This is a genomic window from Okeania sp., assembly GCF_035285525.1.
Classification (GTDB): domain Bacteria; phylum Cyanobacteriota; class Cyanobacteriia; order Cyanobacteriales; family Microcoleaceae; genus Trichodesmium.
Genome location: NZ_JAYKGW010000209.1, coordinates 16,262 through 39,263 on the forward strand (window position 1 = coordinate 16,262; position 23,002 = coordinate 39,263).

Genomic DNA, 23,002 nt, shown 5'->3' on the forward strand with positions numbered 1-23,002 from the left:
GTAATAAAAATCCGGTTGAATACTCGTTATATAGTTGTGGGTGATAGGGTGATGAGGTGATTAAAGTGTAGATAAAATTATGAACATATACACTTGTAACCGGATTCTATATAATTCATAATTTCTGGATAAGATATAGATCGAGACTTAGGCAAAGCTACTATATATAATATATAGAGTTCAAAAACTATTGCGTATGGGGTTTTAAGCACTATATCTAGCGCTTATTGCACTTTAGCGATCGCCTATGATACATTATTTTATTACTTCAATCATTGCTGTTACTGTACCTCACCATCCTCATGCATTGCTGTCAAATAATAATTCCACAGTTCCCTTATACCCATCTACCCTAACTTTTTGCCCATCCTCTAAACGAGTCATTGCTCCAGAAACATTCATTACTGCCGGAATGCCATATTCCCGCGCAATAATAGCACCGTGGGATAACTGCCCCCCCACCTCTGCAATAATACCTTTTGCCTTCAACAACAAAGGTGCCCAACCAGCATCGGTATAAGGTACAACTATAATTAGATTTTCCGACTCAGGCAGATTTACCTCTAAACTCCCACAAACCTTGACATAACCTTCGACACAACCAACACTCCCTGGTATCCCTTCTAAAATAGAAACATTTTCCTCAGTAGAGATAGTTTTCTGGCTTTCTTGGGGTAATATATTCCCATAAACCACAGAAGGAACTTGGCGATCGCGATCTTTTGCCAACTGTTCTTTTCTTTCATGGATAAGTTGTTTGAGATGGTGAGATGGGGGGATAGGGAGTTGAGGCGATCGCTTGTTTTTTTCTTCAGTTCCTAGACTATTTCTTGGGTTTCGTTCCTCAACCCAACCTACTGTTAGAATCCATTGCCTAATTTCCGGAAATTCTAAATAAAAAATATCTCCTTTTTCTTCAAAAATTTCTGCCTCTAATCCATAACTTTCTATTGCCAAAAACGTCATTCGTAAATAAGCTAAAAGTTTCCCATAAACTTCAGCAATTTTACCTTTAGTTCTGGCACGTTTTGCACATTTTGCTAGTCGCCACCTCTGCCAGAAATTTAAAGACTTTACTGAAAAATTATCTTTTTCCCTCTCATCTTTTCCTGTCATTCCAAATAATAACTGACGGAAATTATCGGGTTTTTCTCCCCAAGTTGCCACTGCAATATCCGTACCAACTTCACTCAAATAACCATAACTTTCTAACCATTGCTGAAATTCCTTTTGTAATTCCTGATTTTTCTCAAATTCTGCCTCTATTTCTCCATCAGAATTAGTTGCCATTTTTAACTTAACTGCCAACTTTTGTAATTCTCGAATCGAAACAATTTCTGGAGCAGTATCAGTAGGCAACCATTCCTCAGAAATTTGGAACAGCGATCGCCTAATCGCCAAACCTATAGGACCCAAAATATTATAAAAAGTAATTGGTTTTAACCATTCTTGAATTTTTTCTGCTTGCTCTAATAATTCTGATAAAGACTGAGATAAATTTTGTTTAAAATTATTCTCTAAACTTTCTAACGCTGGAACAAAAATTTGATAATAATCCCGTTCAAACTCATCATCAACCGTCATTTCTTTTTTAATCAAACGCCATAAACCAGGCAAAGAAGGCAACACTTTTCCTAATGGTGGTTTTCCCATTTTTTGCCCTCGTAATAAAAACTCTAAACCCTGTTCTGGCAAACCCATCATTCTAAAAATTTCCCCTAACAAAGTAGCATTAAAATAAGCATAGGAACCTAACAAAGTTGCGGTTTCGGTAAAGTCTAATTTGGCTACCTTTTCCCCTAAAACGATAGTAAAAATTTCTCCCCAAACCCCACAAGTCAGAGGGCGATTTATCGACCAAGTTAAAGGATGAATAGCTCCGGGAATTACTTCTGCTGCAATAGTTCGAGTCCAGATAGGTCTCAAATTAGTAATCGGACGACTTTGCAAAATCCAAACCTTTTCCCCATCCCAACACCATTCAATATCTTGAGGTAAACCATGAAAAAATGCTTCAATTGTTTCTGCTTGATTTACCAATTCTTGAATAGTTCCTTCTGGTAAAATATTCTGATTTTCTAAACCAACATATTTTTCAGTCTCATCATAATTTTCTATTTTTTCCTCTCTTTCATTTACCAATTCTTTAGTGATTTCCAGAGGTAAAATATCTTGACATTCTGAATCAGAACTTTTGTCTTTTTCTTTTGAGTTTAATAACTCGTCGTCTATAGGATATTTAAAATTAGTTGAAGTTTGAGTAACCACCCACTTCTTATCCCCCCCCTTCAAAAGGGAGATTTCTTCTTTCCCCCCCCTTTCAAAGGGGGGCAAGGGGGGATTCCTTCTTCCTTCTTCAACAATTTCTAAATGCACAGGAGTTAACTGCCCACCCACAACTTTTTCCGCACCTCCAGGCAGAGCTTCAATAATTATTTTTGCACCACCATCCAAAGGATTACGAGTAAACATTACTCCCGCTACTTTACTCTTAATATAAGGCTGAATTAATACTCCCATTTCTGCATCAGGAATTTCTCTTTGTCGCCGATAAGCAACAGCATCTGGCAACCAATAAGATTGACGACAAATATTAATCGCCTCCAATAATTCCGTTTTATTTCTGACAGGAAAAATAGTTTTATATTGTCCCGCAGCCGAACTATTATCGCTATCTTCTCCAACTGCTGAAGAACGAACAATTAAGGGAAAACTCCCAGACATTTTCTCTAATTTATCTAGAATTTTATCTACTGATAAAAATAGAGAATCAGGAATAGATTTTTTCTGTTCATTCCCTACCATTAATGCAGGTAAAACTAAACCTTCAGGAATATTAAAGCCAGCTTTTTTTAATAGAGATAATCTAGCTGCTTTTTCTCCACAAATTTTAGTATCTAGTTTACTATCGAGAGAAAATATAGATTGTTTATTTAAAGCCATATCATCACTTTGAATAAAATTTATTACTGCTAAGAAAATGACTAATACTGCCATTGCCAACAATTCAGAAAAAGACGGTTCCTGGCGAAATAATAAAACCGATAGAAAGCCACTGAGACATCCTAAACGAGCTGACCATTGACGAACATTTTGATTTTTTTGAGGAAATAGTTGTTTGCCGATTACTAATATTAAACAACCTATAATTCCCGAAGCCAAAGCAACAATAGGAGAATAAACCAAAACTCCCCAAGTAGCATTAGTAACACCACCACCTTGAGCAATAAAATATCTACCCGCTACTAAAAATATTAATCCTAATAATTGCCAAAAAGGAATTTCTGGAAATAATAATTTTGCTGCTAAAACCGGAGCAATACCTCTACTAATTTCTGCAAAAACCGCGACTATTGCCACAGGTTTCGGTGCGTGAACAAATGCGGCAGATACACCAACATTACCTGTACCAACCTTTTTTAAGTCGATATTTGCTAGATTTTTAACTATTAAATTAGTTAGAGGAAAAGCACCGAGACAAAAGGATAAAATTAGAAATAATATTGCAATTAATATTTGCATATCAAGAAACATATTTACTATTATCGAATATTTTGATTTTTTCGAGTCAAGACTTATTTATCTATTACTAACAAGACTTACGTAGAAACCATATATATAGCGCTCAAAACTATAGCGCTATAGTTTTGAGCGCTATATCTATTACCTTTGCGTAAGTCCTGGCTAATATAAAAAAACAGTTATTCCCAAAGCCAAAGCAACAATAGGATAATAAATCAAAACTCCGCAACTAGCATTAGTAACATCACCACCTTGAGCAATGAAATATCTACCTACCACTAGAAATATTAATCCTATTAATTGCCAAGTAGGAATTTCTGGAAATAATAATTTTGCTGCTAAAACCGAAGCAATGCTTCTACTAATTTCTGCCAAGACAGCAAATATTGCGACAGGTTTCCGTTAATCCTAATAATTACTAAGAAGGAATTTCTGGAAATAATAATTTTGCTGCTAAAACTAGAGCAATACCTCTAGTAATTTCCGCCAAGACAACAAATATTGCCACAGGTTTCCATGTGTGAACAAATGTGGTTGCCACACGAACATTACCTGTACCAAATTTTATTAAGTCGATATTTGCCAGATTTATGACTATTCAGCACTTATGCCAAGGTACTGATTATATATAGAGTTTAAAAACTATTGCACAGAGGAAAAGCACCGAGACAAAAGGAGAAAGTTAGAAATAATACTGGAATCAATATTTGCATATCAAGAAACATATTTATACGGTCGCCTTGCTGTCACAGGATTAAACTGAGTATCCACAAATTCCACTGGTTCGTAAGTCTCAATCCACAAATGTGCGCCACAAGGCAAGGGTTCATAAGGTTTATAAACTATACGACACCTACCTTCGAGAATCATCTGATAACCCATATCATTACGATTTGTTTGCTTCAAGGCAACTACTGGCATTAATTGGTCAGAAGTCATTAGAGGATCGTTCTTAATTCTCTTGGCATTTGCTTTAATCAAACTTTGATTAACATGAATCTTGGTCGGAGTTTTACGCCTGCGATGGCACCAAACACCTTTCGGACCTCTTTTGCCTTCTATAATGATAGGCATCTCCTCTTTTCCATAAACAGGAATGCGCCAAAATCCTCTTTGATCCTTGTACCCACCCTTGATTCTACCTTCTCTAAGTAAATCTCTAACTCTTTGAGAACAAATACCCAATATAAAAGATGCTTCTTTGGTTCCAATATACGTCATTTTTAGTATAGCGCTATAGTTTTAGGATGTACTATTTATCATATGTAAATTAATTGTATTTATCATACAAGTATTTTTCGTAACATTAGCTACATTAATAAAAAAATAGTCAGCTAATGGTGTTTATGTCTAATTCATACAAATATTTTTACTCATAAGTAAACCTAGAATATTATATTAGACTTGTCGCTAAATAAAACCTGGAAACTGGCAAAACAAAATTGTTAAATCCTCGGTTGCATCCATTAACTTATGCTGCTATTAAATAGAAATTCCATAGTCCTACAGCAGTTAACGCGACAGCGATCGTCTAAATATTTGAGCCTATTTCTATAGATTGCTGTTGTTGCATTGTATCTTTTTACTCCTGATCTTGTGTGTTCACACAGATACGCGAACACTACTTTTTTCTCGGTTTGATTGTTTCTGTTTATCTGTTAATTCTTTTTTTCTCGGCTTTTTCGTGGGTATTTTGATGTTAACAAATTCTTTTTGTAATCCCTGAAAACCTGAATCCACATGAATTGTCACTTCCGAAAAGCACAAATTCTGCCAGTTTTTCTTCATCTAGTTGCCGTTTATCATGCACCTTACCCCCTCGCGATGAGTGAAAGCACTAAAACTCTCTTATTCTCGTCTGTCATAATTAAATGTTGACTCGTATGACGCTTTTTTTTACCTGAGTAATGCTCTTTCTGCTTCTGTTGCTCTTTTGGACGTTGAATTGGGCGTTCTGTACCATCAATCATTACTTCTCTAGCTGATGGAAATTTGCTCATAAATTCTCCGACACTTTCTAATTTACGTTCTGGTAAGGCCATTTTTTTCCCCAATGACTTCTCCAGTATTGCTTGTAGTCTTAACATCCAACGGTGTGCTCGACTGCGGTGCAAGTCAAACAATACCCCCGCTACATCAAAGGTAGGATAACATTTAAAATAGAACAAAATCAAAAATAGTTGATCTTTGGCTTCTGGCAATCTCGCCTTTCTACTTCCTCCTCTGGCTCGGAGTCTAGGCTTTTGGGTTCTGGCGATCGCTTCCAAGTCAAGCTGGACAGAAAAAACTTCCAACAATTCATCAAATGCTTTACGGTTTAGTCCCGTTAATGCTCTTAATAGTCTATCTTCTTTTAGCACTCGATTAATGTCCAGCATTTTTTCATCTCATCTTTATAGATACTAACCATTACTTTACCTTATTAAGCGACAAGTCTATTTAATTAGAACTTACGCATAGACCATAGATATAGCGTTAAAAACTATAGCGCTATAGTTTTTGAACTCTATATATACTACCTCCCGTGTAATTCCTATTAATTTTACACTCTTGAATTAATTTCAATCTGATAATTGTCTGCAATTCTTTTAATAGGAAATTGAACAAACTTTGGTTCACCTATTATTTTCCACTCAAACATCCGTAGCAAATGAGATGCAAAAATTTTACTAATTATCATTGCCATCTGCGCTCCTAAACAACCATGCACTCCACCCCCGAAAGGAATAAATTTGTAAATTTGACCTTCATTACGTTCTGGCAAAAAACGTTCTGGTTCAAATTTCTCTGGTTCCTGAAAATGTTCTGGCATAATGTGAGCTATCCTGGGTTCTGCCATTAAAGTCCAGCCTTTTTCATAGAGCATACCATCAACAACAACAGATTTTGTTAACCGACGACTAGCAGTGGAACTTGGTGGTAAAGTGCGGAGAGTTTCTTTAATCGTTGCCTCCAGAAAAGTCATCTGTTTTAAATGCTCTGGTGAAAATTCACTAATATTATTATTTTCACCTAATATCTGTTCTTGCTCTTGTCGTAACTTTTGCAATATTTGGGGATATTTTCCAAGTTGATATATTAGAGAACATACAAATCCGGAAATTTCGTAGTGGGATGCCCACAACTGCAAAAGACATTGATTTTTGATCAGAATATCTATAAATATTCCATCTGGATTTTCCTGCTGACCAACTAACATCATTGACAAAAAGTCTTGAGTAGGATTAATATTTTCCTCTTCTCCCAATCGTCGCTTAATAACTGCATCCATAAATTCAATCAACTTTTTTCGTGCTGTTATTCCGCGCCCATAAGCAGTTAAAGGAGATTGCCACTTCAGCAATCCATAAAAACCATCAAAATAGGTTTTGTATAAAGCTTTTAATTCTGCTTTTGAAGAAATTGGTAATCCCTCAAAAGTAGTAGAGTCGGAATCGTTTAAACTAATTCCTAATAGTAGGGGAGTAAGTATATCAAAACTAATTTTCTCTACTGCTGGATATAACTGAATTTTTTGACTACCCCATGTTTTGATGCCTTGATAAATAATGTTATTAATGTGGGGAATATATCCTGCTAATGTTGCACCAGTTAAACCAGGTGCTAATGCTGATTTACGTTGACTGTGTAGATCGGGACGTTGAAATAAACTGTACTCGCCAAACATTTCCATTGTAGTTGCTGGCAATGCAATTTCTGTATATTTATTGTCTCCATTAAATGCCATTTTATTTGCATTAGCACTTCCTATAAATACTGTCGTTCCACCAAAAACACCAGTTTTGAATATAGGACCATATTTTTTGAAGTTTTCACTACAGAAGCGATCAGGATTAGCTATGTAATTAAATGTGTCATGCCATTTTGGTTTTCGTGGTGGAATTTTAGTTTCCTCTGGTGCTGTTTCTCCATCAGCTAATAATAGTAATTCAGTTGTTTGTAAGTTCATTGTTTATGTCTAAAACTAATTTTAAAAAAGGTAGTATGTGTCAAGGTAAGTGTTAGAAATTAAAGAAAAATACTAATTTTTCAAGTAATTGTCAAAACAAGATTATAACAGCTTTCAGGTTAATTATATACACAATAAAAAAAATTGGCTTATAACTTCATTAATAATCTTTGTTATTGCAATAAAATATCAGCCCAAACTCTATACCAATCCTATTTTATTTGTCTATAAAAATCTTACCGCTTTTAGGGAATAGGGAACAGAGAACAGATAAGATTTTCAGTTTTTTATCTAACTTTTGATTTGTCACAACCTATTTAGGATTGCTATGCTATATTTGTTTCTGGTAAATTTGGTTCTCTTTGTCTTGTCGATTATTTGAACATCGCTCTTAATTTGATGATTAATAAACTAGCATAATTTGCCAGTTTCTTAATCAATCAATTTCAATTAAATGAGTCCGACTATTGAATATTAACCCTCGTTTTTGTTTATATTTTTATTTACCTAAACCAGATTAATAGTGAATAATAAAAATGTCAGCATTCAGCTATTAGCAACTGTCAGCTAACGTCCTGCGAAGGAACTGTCTTAACAACAATAATACGGGTGCATATCATAGAGCGCCAAAATACTTTTTTCCTATTCCTGACTCCCTATTCCTTGTTCCCTGTTCCCAGTTAAGTGTTCCTTAAAAGCGACAAGTTTTTGGCTTTATTCATGCATTGAGATGCACCCAATAATAATCTATGTTTAAGGATAGATTTTAAGTGAATGTAGACTTTAGAGATTACTTTTATAGTAAAATTTTTCGTTTCTCAATTAAATATTGCTTTGATCACTCACTAAAAATAATAGCTGGTAGCTCATGGCTGACGTCTAAATGCTTACATAAAAACTATAGAAATCTCCGCTTATATTATAACAATTAAAAAAAAATTAGAAACCAACTCCGAAACTATTACTTATTACCATTACCTCCAAACCTCACATATAAAATATTAGCAAGATTTTTGACACCAATAAAATAAAATTACTATATCCCTAATTATCAATTATCAATTATTCATTATCCATTAATAAATTATTTTCTATTCAAAAAAACACACATTAACCTGAAATATGCTGTAATATTTAATGGTACTCAAAAAAAATATAATAGGAAAATTTAATTATGGTACAAGGAGATTTATGGATTCCCATAGCAGTTGTAGTAGTAGGCTTTGTCGCTGCTGTAGCTATTGGTTCAATTGCTTGGTATAACTCTAAGCGTCCTCCTGGCTGGGAAGGTACCGAACGTCCTGACTATGTTCCTCAAATCGATCGAGATGAAAATGAAAATAGCTAGTCTTAAATAATGGATAATTGATAATGAAAGAGTTTTTTGCATATCTAATTTTCTATCTAACTTTCTAATGGATTGACACATCTAAATTTTATGCATTAGGGCGGGTTTGTATAAATCTTAGAGTAAGTATAAAAGTTTCTGCTAAAACCCGCCCCTACCCCATGCACTATTTTAGCTGTGTCAGTCTATTACTAATCCTCTAATTATCAATTATCCATTAAATTCAAGTATGGTTTTAACCAAAGGTAATTATCCATTTCTATTCTCAATTAATGAATGCTATTTGTAGTTCAATCAACTAAAATTTAGGGGCATTGCATCAACGTCCCTACTAAAAAAAATATTCAAGCATTTAGCTGTCAGCTATTAGCTATAAGTTATTAAATAATTATCAGACTTAAAGGATAAATTAGTCTCCCAGGATAATTAAAACTTAAGAATAGTAAAGGTAACAACTTAACTTTAATAAGTTATTACCTTTAAAAGCTAAATGCTTTCCAAAATATATTCTTACATCAATTTAATTTTATCCTATTTCTTTTTAATTCCACTGGGGAATTGATCGATCTTAGCGATACCGTAAAATGTGATGTTATCTTTTCCAACTCGAAGCCGATCTACTCGGAGTTGAGTATTTTCTAGTGCAAATTTATCTAAGTCTAGTAAATTATTAACATGATCTATTAGAGATTTACTTAAGTCTACTGATTCTTGATTACCATTATATTTGACATTAACAAATTTGATTTTACGTCGTTCCTCCACTTCTATCTCAGAAGTAAAATCAAGGTCTACAAGTCTATCGGAATCTCCTACTTTAACCTGAGTTTTTAGTTTTAAACCCCTATCTTCAGTAATAGTCATTTCGGTATTTTGGAAATGTAGGGGTTGTCCTTGATACTTGAGCCTTTGGAGTTTCTCTACCACAAATGGGGTATTGAAAGAAGTGGACAAATCTGACTCAGTTAATACAGTCCTCATTGTGGCCTGGATCGGCTGCTTGAGTTTTACTTTACCTGTAAAAATTGCACTGAAGTCTATTGATATAGCTTGCAAGTAAAGCTCCATGACTTCGATCCGAAGGCCATTATACATCTGCATTCCTTTGCCTATGAAGTCAAACCCATCCAAGCTACCCTGTAAGAGTTTGGCCACTGGCTCGGCGCGGACATTGGCTTCGACTTTATCGGAGCTTTTAAACAAAGCTGCTATTGCTGCTCCTGCTACTTTGCTCACTAGGCGATCGCCACTTTGATTTTGCATTGGTCTAGTGGTAAACAATGCCGTCACCATAATTTTTCAATATGTACCTTCTTTCACATTATAACTATTTTGTGAAGATTTGTAAAATTTACTTGTACTTATGTAAATAATTAAGTTTCATTAGATTTAAGTCAAAAGTCCAAATTCAAAAGTCAAGAGTAATTTAGGAAGTCCAAATTCAAAAGTAGGACAAGAAAATTAGATTTTATATTTTATATTTTTAAATTTACTTAGGGCTGGCTGGTTAAATGTAAAAGTCTTGACAGGTAGAAGTTTTAGTCTTTTTAGGTACTAATAAAGTACCAGCTTTTAGATGATTCAGGTACGGTTCCCGAAAAATCAGGCATTTTAGCATTTTGATCAAGACAAGGGAAAAAATCAAGGGACGATTCTTTTGAACTACCTCTTTTATAATTTCTATTCCTCCTGGATTGCAGGATTGCTGGATTCTGGCTCCTGTCCTTATCACTAATTTTCCATAAGCAAACCCTACTTAACCAAGAGGTGTGCCTTGGACACAAGCATCAGTCAATAAAGTTCCAGTTAAGTCAGCTTGTTCGAGTAAAGCACAGAGTAAATTTGCTCTTTGTAAATTTGTGCCTCGGAGTATTGCCCCACTTAAATTAGCTTCTTCTAAATCTGCCTGAGACAAATCTGCGCCGGAAAGATTAGCACTACTAAACTCTGCCTGAAACAAATTAGCTCGAATCAAATTTACTCCTCGTAAGTCAGCTCCACGAAAATCAAGGCCACTGAGGTCTAAGTCATTAAAAATAGCTCCGTTTAAGAAAGCTCCGGCAAAACTAGCTTCCTTGAGTTGAGCATCAATAAAAATAGTACCCCGTAGATCTGCATTACGAAAGTCTGCCCCTCTTAAGTCGGCACCAGTAAAGTCTACACCTCGAAGGTTAGCTCTCAGTGTAGCTTTTTGTAGATTCGCACCAGCAAAATTAACTCCAACTAAGTGAGCTTGATAAAAATCTGTTTCTGGAAGTTCAATTCCTGCTAAATCTGCACCAGGAAGGTGAGAATTTGCCAAGACTTTAATTGTACCTGCTCTAATTGCGTTCAGGTCAGGATATTTTAATTCATTCATCTTGAATCAATTGGATTATTATGTTTCTGGTTTTGGACTTTAGTTAATATCCTCAACCAGCTATTAGAGTATTTTAAACTTGACGTGCCACTTTAACGAAGTCAGAAGTGTGGGAAGTTTGGGAAGGCAAAGACATTAGGAAGAATAATTTTTCTTTAGTTTTTCTACCTTTGGTCTCCCTAAAATCCTAACTTTTTGGGTAGCTCTGGTAAGGTTCCCGAAAAATCAAAAAGGAGCGTATTTTGAGGAAGAGTTAGGGAATAGATACCTTCTGAACGCTATAATTTTCTTCTGACTTTTGAATTTTAAATTTTAAATTTTGACTTATATTTTTATGCCTTATTTAACCACTTATGTTCAGCCCCCTCTAAAATTAATCTCACCCAACTTCAAACCTCTAGTCAGAAAAGGCACTAAGTTAATCTTACCTTGGTGGTTAAAGTTCCAAACATCTATCTCAGTAGCTGATATACAAACTGATAACCTAGAAACCCTAGCCCAACTATATCAAAGCTTCCACCAAGGCAAAACCCGTTTTATGATGGCATTCCGTCATCCTAGCACTGACGATCCATTTTGTATGGGATATATGATTTGGTATTTATTGCCCAAACTAGCTAAAAAGCAAGGAATAACTCTTCCATCTCTTCTTCACTATCACTTTATTTTTGACCGAGGTATTCCTTTATGGGCAGGTAACTATGTAGGTAAATGGTATTCTTATTTGGGAGGAAGTTCTATTCTCCGTGGAAAATTAGATCGTCAGGGACTAAAATCAGCTCGTGAATTATTTGCTAATGCTAGTTTACCAATGATGGCTGCTCCAGAGGGAGGGACAAATGGTCATAATGAGAGAGTTAGTGCCTTGGAACCTGGTATTGCTCAAATGGGATTTTGGTGTGTTGAGGATATATTAAATGCAAGTCGTTCAGAAGAAGTATTTATTGTGCCAGTGGGTATTCAATACAAATATTTAGATGAACCTTGGGAAAATCTGGAGAAACTTATAAGTAAATTAGAAAAAGATAGTGGTTTGTCTCTAGAGAATGAGAATATTTCTGACCATAGAAAATTAGCGCCTTCTAGACTTTATCAAAGACTTTTGAGATTAGCAGGTCATTTATTAGGAAAAATGGAAGATTTTTATCGAATATTCTATCGTCGAGAGTTAGTTCCAACTCCAGAAAATTTTTCCTCAGAAATTCCAACAGATGAGGAAGTTAATGAGAATATTAATTCTCGTCTCAATACTCTTTTTAATGTTGCTTTAGAAGTAGCAGAAGAATATTTTCATATTCATCCCAAGGGTAATTTTATAGATCGTTGTCGTCGCCTCGAGCAAGCAGGATGGGATCGTATTTATAGGGAGGATATTGAAAATTTGGCTACTCTTGCTCCTGTAGATAAAGGTTTGGCAAATAGACTGGCGGAAGAAGCTAGTCTACAGATATGGCACATGAGATTAGTGGAAGGTTTAGTAACAGTTAGTGGTAAATATGTCAAGGAAAAGCCAACAGTAGATAGGTTTGCTGAGGTAACTTTATTAATATGGGAGCTGGTTAATCGGATTAAGGGTGGTAATATCTCAAAACGTCCTATACTAGGGAAACAAAGGGTGCAAATGACTGTGGGAGAACCAATTTCGGTTTCTCAACGGTGGGAAACTTACCAAACTAAACGTCGAACAGCAATATCAGCTCTAACCCAAGATTTGCAAAATTCCCTTGAGAGTATGATTGAATCTTGACATATAGTCATTTCAAATAAGAATGAAACACTTTTTAGGCTAATCCTTTCATAGCAAGAAATAGTTGTCTCAATCTAAACTAAAACGGCTATACTTCTAAATTTTTTTCTATGACTAAAAAATCTATTACTAAATCTGCTAATTTTGTTAAAAACAAATTAATGAATCTTGTTACTCAAGAAATGTTAAGTCCCTTAACTTCTGTGACAGGAATGGCAAGTGTTTTAAATCAAGAAATCTATGGACCTCTAACAGAAAAACAAAGAGAATATGTAGAAATTATCAATGAAAGAAGTCGATATTTGCGATCGCTAGTTCAACAAATTATTAGTCTAGCAAAATTAGAGGAGGTTGAGCAAACCTCAGAAGTAAATCCTGTTGATGTAAAAAACCTCTGTCAACAAATAGTGAAAAATTTAGAAGTAGAAAGAGATTATCATCAGGTTGAATGTTTTGTATTAGCTGGAGGTAGTGAACACAAAATTGGTTTGTTTGATAAAGAAATTTTAGAACAAACACTATACAATTTGATTTATAGTATAATTCAATCTTCTGATTCGGGAAGTGAAGTCAAACTTCATTTGTCTGAAAAATCAGAAGAACTTAATGTAGCAGTGTGGGTTTCTCATCCTCTTCTGGGAGATAGTTTTCCTCATAGTCAACTTTACTCTCAAAAGTTATCTGCAATTAAGAAAAAGAGTAATTCAAGCTTGGAGCTGAATAAATCACAAATAACATATATTGAGTTGAAAAAAATAATTTTTGAGAAAATTTCTACACTAGGAGAAAATTCTACTGCTAATCACACTCGCGCTTTATTAGCATTGTTGTTTAGTTGTCAGTTAGCAGAACAACAGGGTGGAACTTTGTGGATTCAAGATTCTGCTGAATCAGGTTATAGATATATTTTAGTTCTACCATTCTCTAAGTAGGGTTTTAGGGAGTGTGGTTCGTGTGGGAAGACAAGGGAGACAATCTAATGCACAGTGCGATAACTGTAGGTTGGGTTGAGGGACGAAACAAGGGCAATAATCTTTCTCTTCCACTCTTCTACTCCCCTACTCCCTAACCATTTTAAATGAAACATTACAGTAGGGTGCGTTACGAAGTGCGCTAACGCTAACAGACCAAGGCACTATAATATATATAGAACCTTTGCGTAAGTCCTGAAACAGTTCAGCAGACTGAAACACTTAAAAATCTAGGTTAGGTTTCACTCCGTTTAACTCAAAAAAACTTACTAATGTTGGGTTTCGTCCCTCAACCCAACCTACGGCTTAAAAATCTAGGTTAGGTTTCACTCCGTTTAACTCAAAAAAACTTACTAATGTTGGGTTTCGTCCCTCAACCCAACCTACCCCTAATGTTGGGTTTCGTCCCTCAATCCAACCTACGTCTATTATTTATTCTATTAAATTCAGAAAATGAACTCAGTTTGGCAAAAATTAACACTAACTAATCTATCATTCTATGATTCTGAATGGTTAAACGCTAGCTACCTCTTTGGTTTACTTAATGGTTCCCTCCATAACTGGCGACGAGGTAGTTGGTTAATGCAATGGGGCGAACCCCTTGGTTTTGTCTTGTTAGCAATTATTTTTAGTCTAGCTCCTTTTGTAAATACTGCTCTCATTGGTTTCTTATTATTTGCTAGTGCTGGTTTTTGGGTATTGCTCACTGTCTCGAATAACACTCAAGAATATTTAACTCCTATTCATTTACTAATATTTATTTACTGGAGTATTGCTACATTAGCAGTGGTTGTCTCTCCAGCAAAAACCGCTGCTTTTAGTGGGTGGGTAAAATTGACGCTTTATTTATTGTTGTTTGTTTCAGGTTCATTGGTATTGCGATCGCCGAAACTCCGCTCTTGGTTAATCAACATTTATTTATTAGTTTCTCTCATTGTCAGTTCTTATGGTATTCGACAATGGATAGACAAAGTTGAACCCCTAGCTACCTGGAATGATCCTACCTCCATCGAAGCAGGTGTAACTCGTGTCTATAGTTATTTAGGAAATCCTAATTTATTAGCTGGATATTTGTTGCCTGCTATTGGTTTGAGTTTTGTGGCAATTTTTGCTTGGCGTAGTAGGGCGCAAAAATCTTTAGCAGTAACAATATTTTTAGTTGACTTTGCTTGTTTGCGTTATACAGGTAGTCGAGGAAGTTGGATCGGGTTTTTGGCTTTGATGTTTGCTATGTTAATTTTAATGTGGTATTGGTGGAACATCTATATGCCTAAATTTTGGCAAACTTGGTCGCTGCCAATAGCTTTAGGAAGTTTGGGAGGGTTGTTGATTTTAGCAATAATTTTATTGGAACCATTGCGAAATCGTGTTTTTAGTATTTTTGCAGGTCGGCAAAATAGCAGTAATAATTTTCGGATGAATGTCTGGATGTCTGTGTTTGATATGATTCGCGATCGCCCAATATTAGGTATTGGACCTGGAAATAATGTGTTTAATAAAATTTATCCTCTCTATCAGCGTCCGCGTTATAGTGCTTTGAGTGCTTATTCTGTACCTTTAGAAATAATTGTGGAAACTGGTTTTATTGGTTTTTCTGTTTTCTTGTGGTTATTGTTAGTGACTGTTAATCAAGGTATGTTGCAGTTAAGACGTTTCCGAGATGTTGGTGACAATCAAGGATATTGGTTAATTGGGGCGATCGCTGCTATGGTAGGATTAATGGCTCATGGTTTCGTAGATACAGTTTGGTATCGTCCCCAAATTAATACTCTTTGGTGGTTGATGGTGGCTATTGTTGCTAGTTATTATAACAGGGAACCTATGAGAGATTCTCTAAAAAGTTGATAATTTAAGCTGATATCATCCGGATAAATATAGTGCTTAAAACTATAAGGATCTAGTTTTTGAACTCTATATATAGTACCTAATTTGTAGAGGGCTTGGTCTCCAAACCCCTACGTTATTTAATTTTACCGATACTACCGGATTTGATATTATCCTTCTGCCTTTTTTCTATTTTAGCGATCGCTACCTTAATATTTTTTAGCTTATAAAAACAAGTTTTATAATTAATAATAATGAACAAATTTTGGGGGATCACAACTATTATTGTTGGAGCTATTAGCTCCATAATTATTTTTCCTACTTTAGCTCAAATCAAGTCTTTTATTTTACCACAAGATCTTGTTATATTTGGGCGTAAAAATATATCAATTGCAGCTATTGTACAACTGGAAGGTCTAAATTTATCTCGCCCAAAAGTAACAGGAAAAGCAACTATTCCTCTAAAATTTTTAGATGGTGGAAAAGCTTTTACTTTAACAGCAACTTTAGGTGGAAAATCGGGTAATTTTTTATTAGATACAGGTGCTTCTACTTCCATCATTGCCACAGAAACAATCAAAGATTTAGAATTAACAGGAGAACCAGTGCCACAGGAACTTTTAACTTATGCAGTAGCAGGGGATGAATGTCCGGAAATGAAAGCTAATTTGCATCGTTTACCTGAGTTAAAAATTGATAATGTTAAAGTTGAAAATTTGACAGGTTTAGAATTTACTACCACCATTATGCCAGAGGGATTATCAGGAGTTTTGGGAATGGATATTTTAAGTAATTTTGATGTGGAAATAAATCCTCAAACTCAAGAATTACGATTACTAGATCCAACTCCAATACCTGATAAAAATATTAATGATTTTATTCCACTTAAGTCTAAGTTGGGAGTAATGTTAGCAGAGGTAGAAATTAATGGTAATGGTCCGTTTATTTTTATGTTAGATACGGGGGCAGAAAGTATTTTTATTTCTCAGAAATTAGCTAGTAAGTTAAATATTCCTGAGGCTGAAAGACAGCCAATTAAAGTGCTAGGTTTTTGTGGCATTGAAATAGCAGAATATGCTTCTTTAGCTAAAGTAAAAATGGGAAATTCTGAGCTGAAAAATTTAGAAACAGTAATCTTGTCTTCTCCAGTGTTGAAGTTATTAGAAGTTGATGGAATTTTAGGGCAAAACTTTTTTAACAATTATCAACAATATTGGCGGTTTAACCAAGAAAAACCAGAAAAATTTCCAGCAGAAGGTAGTTTATTATTAACACCACTTACGCACAAACCCAGTTTCTCAAAGAAATTTCCTGGTTTGAATCACAATATCACACCAATAAACCCGGTTTCTTGGTCGCTTTGGGTATGATTAATTATTAATTTTTTAGTCAGGATTTACGCAAAGGTACTATAATATAGAGTCAAAAAACTATAGCGCTATAGTTTTAAACGCTATATATGTCGTATCTGCGTAAGTCCTGTTGGTAATAATTCAAAAACTATAAATAAACTCCTAAACTTCCACCTGTTCCTTTGAAAAGTGGTATCCTAGATAAAAGTTGCTAAATTCACCTTTTTATTACTAAAAAAATAAAGGTCTAAAGCCTCTCTATTCATGGATTAAAAAAAATTATTTTTAGGCAATCCTCTCTTGATCAGGACTTACACGGGAGGAACCCAGTTTCTACAGTAAATCATTGTTTTTGACAATAAATATCCACCCTCGTACCGGGTTTCTGGGTTCCCGTGGCTTTAGTCCTGTTTATAATGAAGAAGTAATTATTAATTATTAGTTATTTAATGGAGATACTAATGAATGATATAGCAGTCGCAGTAAAGGTTAAGATATTTTTACATCCTAAAACATTTTGATATTCTACTGTTTTCTTTTCCCTATTCCCTTAACTTTAGGATTGCTATAATAATTCAAAAACTATAAATAAACTCCAAAATTTCTACCTGTTTCCTTGAAAAGTGGTATCCTAGATAAAAGTTGCTAAATTTGCCTTTTTATTACCAAAAAATTAAGGTATAAAGCCTCTCCATTCATGGATAAAAAAATTATTTTTAGCCACTCCTCTTCTTTATAAGAAGAAGTAATTATTAATTATTAATTATTGAATGGAGATACTAATGACTGATATAACAGTCGAAGCAAAGGGCGCGGATATTTTTACATCCTGTTTGCGGAGCATTTCCGTAGGAAAAACCTTTTGATATTCTACTGTTCCCTGTTCCCTCCATACCTATTCCCTTAACTGACAACTAAAATGACTCAAAATATTCTTAAACACAAGAAAGCTAAAGCCCTCAGACCAGGTGCCCGTCGCCCCGCTAAAGAACTGTGTAGCGAATGCGGTTTATGCGATACATATTATATTCATTATGTCAAGGATGCCTGCGCATTTCTTAATCAACAATTTGATAATCTCGAACAACAAACTCACGGACGGACTCGCAACCTGGATAATGAAAACGAGACCTATTTTGGCGTTCATCAAGATATGATGGCAGCTCGGAAAAAACAACCTATCGCCGGGGCACAATGGACTGGTATTGTCAGCGCGATCGCCTGTGAAATGCTCAAGCAAAATATTGTCGAGGGTGTGGTTTGTGTGCAAAATACTAAAGAAGACCGCTTTCAACCAATGCCAGTTATTGCTCGTACTCCAGAGGAAGTATTGGCAGCAAAAGTTAATAAACCTACTCTTTCTCCTAATCTTTCAGTATTAGAAGAAATTGAAAATTCTGGGTTGAAAAAATTATTAGTGATAGGGGTTGGTTGTCAGATTCAAGCATTAAGAGCTGTGGAAAAACAATTAGGTTTAGAAAAGCTCTATGTTTTGGGAACTCCCTGTGTAGATAATGTCACTAGAGAGGGTTTACAAAAATTCTTGGAAACTACAAGTAAGTCGCCAGAAACTGTTGTTCATTATGAATTTATGCAAGATTTTCGAGTACATTTTAAACATGAGGATGGAACAATTGAAAAAGTACCATTTTTTGGTTTAAATACTAAAAAATTGAAGGATGTTTTTGCTCCTTCTTGTATGAGTTGTTTTGACTATGTAAATGGTTTGGCAGATTTGGTAGTTGGATATATGGGAGCTACCTTTGGTTGGCAGTGGATTACTGTTAGAAATGAGACCGGAAAAGAAATGTTAGATTTAGTGATGAATCAATTAGATATTCAACCTGTTATGTCTCAGGGAGATAGACATCAAGCTGTTCAACAAAGTATTCCAGCTTATGACCAAGCTGTTACTTTACCAATGTGGGCAGCAAAATTAATGGGAGTTGTTATTGAAAAAATTGGTCCTAAAGGTTTGGAATATGGGCGGTTTTCTATTGATTCCCATTTCACTAGAAATTATCTTTATGTAAAGCGAAATTATCCAGAAAAATTAGCAGTTCATGTGCCGGAGTTTGCGAAAAAAATTGTGGGGCAATATAAGTTGCCGAAATAGTTTTTTAGTAAGCATTTAGGAACCAGCATTCAGCTATTTATTTGAGCTTGAGTTCAAAGGTTTATGACTCAGCAATTTTATCTGACTACAAAATTCAGATTTCACTTTCTTTATTCGTTTAAATCTCATCCTTAAGGTTGAGGTTTTTATTGCTGAAGTCCTGAGAACTAATAGCTGTTTGCGAAGTATTCCGCAGGAAATGCTTACGTTTGTTTATTTGCTGGACTTACCTATGAACGCTATTGGTAGTGGACTGTTTCATCTAAAATGGTGCATGGGCTAGGGGCTGGTTTCTCAGGAAATTTTCATGCTTACTCTAGGATTTACATAAACCCGTCCCTGAGACGCAGCTCATATTATGAGGCGGGTTTATCTGACAAACCCATGAAAACTTGTTAACTCACTTGTGATTTTTCGGGAGCCGTAACCCATCTCTACAGTGTCTTCATCTAATTCACATTTTTAGATGAAACATTCCAGTAGGGTGCGTTTCGGCGCTTGAGCTGACATGAAAAGCGAAGCGTAACGCACCAAAACTCTATACATAAAGTCATAATTTGTTCAAATTCTCCGCTTTGTTGCATGTAAAGTAGCGATCGCTTATTTTTACAGCAGTTTCGGAGGTGCGTGAGGTAAAAAATTTTATTTTCTGTTTAGTAACTCTGGTAACACAACCTTCCAGGTTGTTACAGCAAACGAAGGCTGTGTTACAAAGATATTTAAGTGTACCTCACCATCCTCATGCATTGCTGTAATTATTTCATATAGCATCTGGTGAACAGTTGTCCGCAGCAATGATAGGAAGCAATCTCCGCGCACCCCTGAGATTACTTGCTGCCAAGCTGTTACCGTCGCTGCGGACTTGGGTACAGTTTGGGAACTATAAAATTAGGTAGGGAAATGGGGGATGGGGAGATAAGGAAATAGTGAATATAGGGCTATTTTTCTATCTGTTTACCTATTCTATTTCTCGATTTCCCCTCCTGGGAGTGGTGAGGGGTGGGTTGTCTCCTTTGCGAAAAACCCGCACCGCTTGCAAAGATACGCTTAGAGCTTCTATAACACTTCCATTGCAAAGTATGTTGATATAACATGAAGAAAATGCAACAAACTTTAATATTTTGATACAAAATTCTAGTTGCTCTACTCTAAATGAATTATACCAAAAATTTATTACATTTGAGGTTAAGAAATTTATAAAATAGCTCAACTGGGACTGACAGTAAAAAAAATCAAAAAAATCAAATCTAAAGTGTGCAAATTGAATTTTATGCTAATATTAAAGTAAAGGAGGCGAGTGCCCAAAAAGTAAAAGTACACTCGACAAATTTATTTATGGTTAGTAACATTAACACGCAACAAGACCTTTCCAAACTAGAAAGCCAACTAACCTCAAAAGACAAAGCATGGCAAAGATTCCAACCAGGAACCTGGGTAAATGAAGTTAACCTAAGAGATTTTATCCAGAAAAATTATACTCCATACGAAGGAGATGAGTCTTTCCTGCAAAATGTCAGTGAATCAACGGAAAAACTCTGGAATGAGGTTAAACAGTTAATGCTCCAAGAACGGGAAAAAGGCGTTTTAGATGTAGAAACGAAAATCCCTTCCAGTATTACTGCTTACGATGCAGGTTACATCAATCAAGATTTAGAAAAAATTGTCGGTTTACAAACTGATCAACCTCTCAAACGAGCAATTATGCCTTTTGGGGGCATTCGAGTGGTTGAGAAATCTTTAAAAGCTTATGATTATGAAATAGATCCGCAAACCCATGAAATTTTCACTCAATATCGCAAAACTCATAATGACGGAGTTTTCGATGCTTATACTCGTGAAATGCGGAAAGCTCGTCACTCAGGAATTATTACAGGTTTACCTGATTCCTACGGACGAGGACGTATCATAGGAGATTATCGTCGGGTTGCTCTATATGGTCTTGATTTTCTACTTGAAGAAAAACAACAACAACTATTTTCCCTAGAATACGATGTTATAGATGAGGAAGTGATTCGTTTACGAGAAGAAATCTCAGACCAAATCAAAGCCTTGAAAAATTTAAAAGTAATGGCAGCAAGTTATGGTTTTGATTTAGGAAATCCAGCGACAAATAGTCAGGAAGCTGTACAATGGACATATTTTGGATACTTAGCTGCTGTTAAAGAACAGAATGGTGCAGCTATGTCTTTGGGGCGTGTTTCTACTTTCCTGGATATCTATATTGAAAGGGATTTAGAATTAGGAGTTATCACTGAAGCTGAAGCTCAAGAATTAATCGATCAATTTGTGATGAAACTGCGGATGGTTCGCTTTTTACGTGCTCCTGAATACAACCAGTTATTTGCAGCAGATCCGGTTTGGGTGACAGAAGTGATTGGGGGAATGGGAGTTGATGGTCGTCCTTTGGTGACGAAAAATAGTTTCCGTTTCTTACATACTCTCTATAATCTCGGACCTGCTCCTGAACCAAATTTAACTATTCTTTGGTCGGAAAAGTTACCTGTCGCTTTTAAAGAATATTGTGCCAAGGTTTCTATTGACACCAGTTCTATTCAGTATGAGAATGATGACTTAATGCGTCCAGAATTTGGGGATGATTATGGTATCGCTTGTTGTGTCTCGGCGATGAAAATTGGTAAACAAATGCAGTTTTTTGGAGCCAGGGTGAACATGGCGAAAGCTTTACTTTATGCCATTAATGGTGGTAAAGATGAAAAAAGTGGAGAACAAATTGCTCCCTGTTATGCTCCTATTACCAGTGATTATTTAGACTATGAAGAAGTAAACGCTAAGTTTGATGTTTTGATGGACTGGTTAGCTAAACTTTATGTAAATAGTCTCAATGTCATTCATTATATGCACGATAAATATTCCTACGAAACTATCCAAATGGCATTACACGATCGCGATGTTGATCGGACAATGGCTTGTGGAATGGCAGGTTTGTCTGTAGTAGGTGATGCTTTAGCTGCGATTAAGTATGGAAATGTCAAAGTTATTCGTAATGAAGAAGGGTTAGCAGTTGACTACGAAGTAACACGAGATTATCCAAAGTTTGGTAATAATGATGAACGGGTTGATGGAATTACTTCTGGTGTATTAAGCACTTTTATGGAGAAAATCCGCAAAAACAAAACCTATCGTCATGCAACCCCTACCCAGTCAATTTTAACTATTACTTCCAATGTGGTTTATGGTAAGAAAACTGGCAGTACACCTGATGGACGAAAAGCAGGAGAACCCTTTGCCCCCGGAGCGAATCCCATGCACGGACGGGATACTAAAGGAGCGATCGCTTCGATGGCTTCCATTGCCAAATTACCTTATGATAATGCTAAAGATGGAATTTCATATACTTTCTCTATTGTGCCTCAAGCATTAGGTAAAACTGACGATGGAAAAGTGAACAATTTGGTAGGAATGTTGGATGGTTATTTCCATGATACAGGACACCATATTAATGTTAACGTTCTCAATCAGGAAACTTTAATAGATGCAATGAATCGTCCTGAAGAATATCCTCAGTTGACTATTCGAGTATCGGGTTATGCAGTTAACTTCATTAAGCTGAGTCGTGAACAACAGTTAGATGTGATTAATCGGACATTCCATAATAAACTGTAAACTGACGACATTAGTAGGGACGTTGCATACATAAGAGGGCGGGTTTAGTCAAATTTCGGCTATTTTCCTAACTGAAAAACCCAGAGGGCGGGTTTAGTCAAATTTCGGCTATTTTCCTAACTGAAAAACCCAGAGGGCGGGTTTAGTCAAATTTCGGCTATTTTCCTAACTGAAAAACCCAAAGGGCGGG

General features: G+C 35.5%; 16 protein-coding genes. 7 read left to right on the forward strand and 9 right to left on the reverse strand.

Going from position 1 to position 23,002, the window contains the following annotated elements; translation table 11 throughout:
* Positions 1 to 300: 300 nt before the first annotated feature.
* From VKJ25_RS19615 to VKJ25_RS19645, 7 genes are all read right to left on the reverse strand, one after another.
* Positions 301 to 3,522 (reverse strand): glycerol-3-phosphate acyltransferase, encoded by a 3,222-nt coding sequence (locus VKJ25_RS19615; RefSeq protein ID WP_324238327.1) that lies wholly within the window; start codon positions 3,520 to 3,522, stop codon positions 301 to 303.
* Positions 3,523 to 3,684: 162 nt separating this feature from the next.
* Positions 3,685 to 3,897 (reverse strand): hypothetical protein, encoded by a 213-nt coding sequence (locus VKJ25_RS19620; RefSeq protein WP_324238328.1) that lies wholly within the window; start codon positions 3,895 to 3,897, stop codon positions 3,685 to 3,687.
* Positions 3,898 to 3,940: 43 nt separating this feature from the next.
* Complete coding sequence (locus VKJ25_RS19625) at positions 3,941 to 4,063, reverse strand: hypothetical protein (RefSeq protein WP_324238329.1); 123 nt, start codon at positions 4,061 to 4,063, stop codon at positions 3,941 to 3,943.
* Between the two features lie 173 nt (positions 4,064 to 4,236).
* Positions 4,237 to 4,743, reverse strand: coding sequence for a hypothetical protein (locus VKJ25_RS19630; protein WP_324238330.1), 507 nt, complete (start codon positions 4,741 to 4,743; stop codon positions 4,237 to 4,239).
* A 381-nt stretch (positions 4,744 to 5,124) separates the two neighbouring features.
* A complete protein-coding gene (locus VKJ25_RS19635) occupies positions 5,125 to 5,310 on the reverse strand; it encodes a transposase family protein (protein ID WP_324238331.1) in 186 nt (61 codons plus the stop codon).
* Between the two features lie 23 nt (positions 5,311 to 5,333).
* On the reverse strand, positions 5,334 to 5,900 hold the full coding sequence (locus VKJ25_RS19640; RefSeq protein ID WP_324238332.1) for a transposase family protein: 567 nt from the start codon (positions 5,898 to 5,900) through the stop codon (positions 5,334 to 5,336).
* A 164-nt stretch (positions 5,901 to 6,064) separates the two neighbouring features.
* Positions 6,065 to 7,471 carry a cytochrome P450 gene (locus VKJ25_RS19645; protein ID WP_324238333.1) on the reverse strand — a complete coding sequence of 469 codons (1,407 nt, stop codon included), beginning with the start codon at positions 7,469 to 7,471 and terminating at the stop codon, positions 6,065 to 6,067.
* Positions 7,472 to 8,645: 1,174 nt separating this feature from the next.
* Between VKJ25_RS19645 and psb35 the strand changes: the two genes are divergently transcribed.
* On the forward strand, positions 8,646 to 8,819 hold the full coding sequence (psb35, locus tag VKJ25_RS19650) for a photosystem II assembly protein Psb35 (protein ID WP_324238334.1): 174 nt from the start codon (positions 8,646 to 8,648) through the stop codon (positions 8,817 to 8,819).
* A 531-nt stretch (positions 8,820 to 9,350) separates the two neighbouring features.
* Here the strand turns inward: psb35 and VKJ25_RS19655 are convergent.
* Together VKJ25_RS19655 and VKJ25_RS19660 are read right to left on the reverse strand one after the other, a co-directional pair.
* Positions 9,351 to 10,112: an LmeA family phospholipid-binding protein gene (locus VKJ25_RS19655; protein ID WP_324238335.1), complete on the reverse strand. Its 762-nt coding sequence runs from the start codon at positions 10,110 to 10,112 to the stop codon at positions 9,351 to 9,353.
* A gap of 463 nt (positions 10,113 to 10,575) precedes the next feature.
* A complete protein-coding gene (locus VKJ25_RS19660) occupies positions 10,576 to 11,178 on the reverse strand; it encodes a pentapeptide repeat-containing protein (protein ID WP_324238336.1) in 603 nt (200 codons plus the stop codon).
* A 334-nt stretch (positions 11,179 to 11,512) separates the two neighbouring features.
* On the opposite strand from VKJ25_RS19660, the gene VKJ25_RS19665 reads away from it, so the two are divergent.
* The 6 genes from VKJ25_RS19665 (at position 11,513) to pflB (ending at position 22,812) form a co-directional block, all read left to right on the forward strand.
* Entirely contained in the window at positions 11,513 to 12,925 is a 1,413-nt protein-coding gene (locus VKJ25_RS19665; RefSeq protein WP_324238344.1) for a lysophospholipid acyltransferase family protein, read from the forward strand.
* A gap of 110 nt (positions 12,926 to 13,035) precedes the next feature.
* Positions 13,036 to 13,857, forward strand: coding sequence for a sensor histidine kinase (locus VKJ25_RS19670; protein ID WP_324238337.1), 822 nt, complete (start codon positions 13,036 to 13,038; stop codon positions 13,855 to 13,857).
* 492 nt (positions 13,858 to 14,349) lie between these two features.
* The gene (locus VKJ25_RS19675) at positions 14,350 to 15,741 is read left to right on the forward strand and encodes an IctB family putative bicarbonate transporter (RefSeq protein ID WP_324238338.1); all 1,392 of its coding nucleotides are present in this window, start codon (positions 14,350 to 14,352) and stop codon (positions 15,739 to 15,741) included.
* A 233-nt stretch (positions 15,742 to 15,974) separates the two neighbouring features.
* Complete coding sequence (locus VKJ25_RS19680) at positions 15,975 to 17,090, forward strand: retropepsin-like aspartic protease (protein WP_324238339.1); 1,116 nt, start codon at positions 15,975 to 15,977, stop codon at positions 17,088 to 17,090.
* A 901-nt stretch (positions 17,091 to 17,991) separates the two neighbouring features.
* Positions 17,992 to 19,188 carry a Coenzyme F420 hydrogenase/dehydrogenase, beta subunit C-terminal domain gene (locus tag VKJ25_RS19685; protein WP_324238340.1) on the forward strand — a complete coding sequence of 399 codons (1,197 nt, stop codon included), beginning with the start codon at positions 17,992 to 17,994 and terminating at the stop codon, positions 19,186 to 19,188.
* A gap of 1,254 nt (positions 19,189 to 20,442) precedes the next feature.
* Positions 20,443 to 22,812 carry a formate C-acetyltransferase gene (gene pflB / locus VKJ25_RS19690; protein ID WP_483143750.1) on the forward strand — a complete coding sequence of 790 codons (2,370 nt, stop codon included), beginning with the start codon at positions 20,443 to 20,445 and terminating at the stop codon, positions 22,810 to 22,812.
* Positions 22,813 to 23,002: the final 190 nt, after the last annotated feature.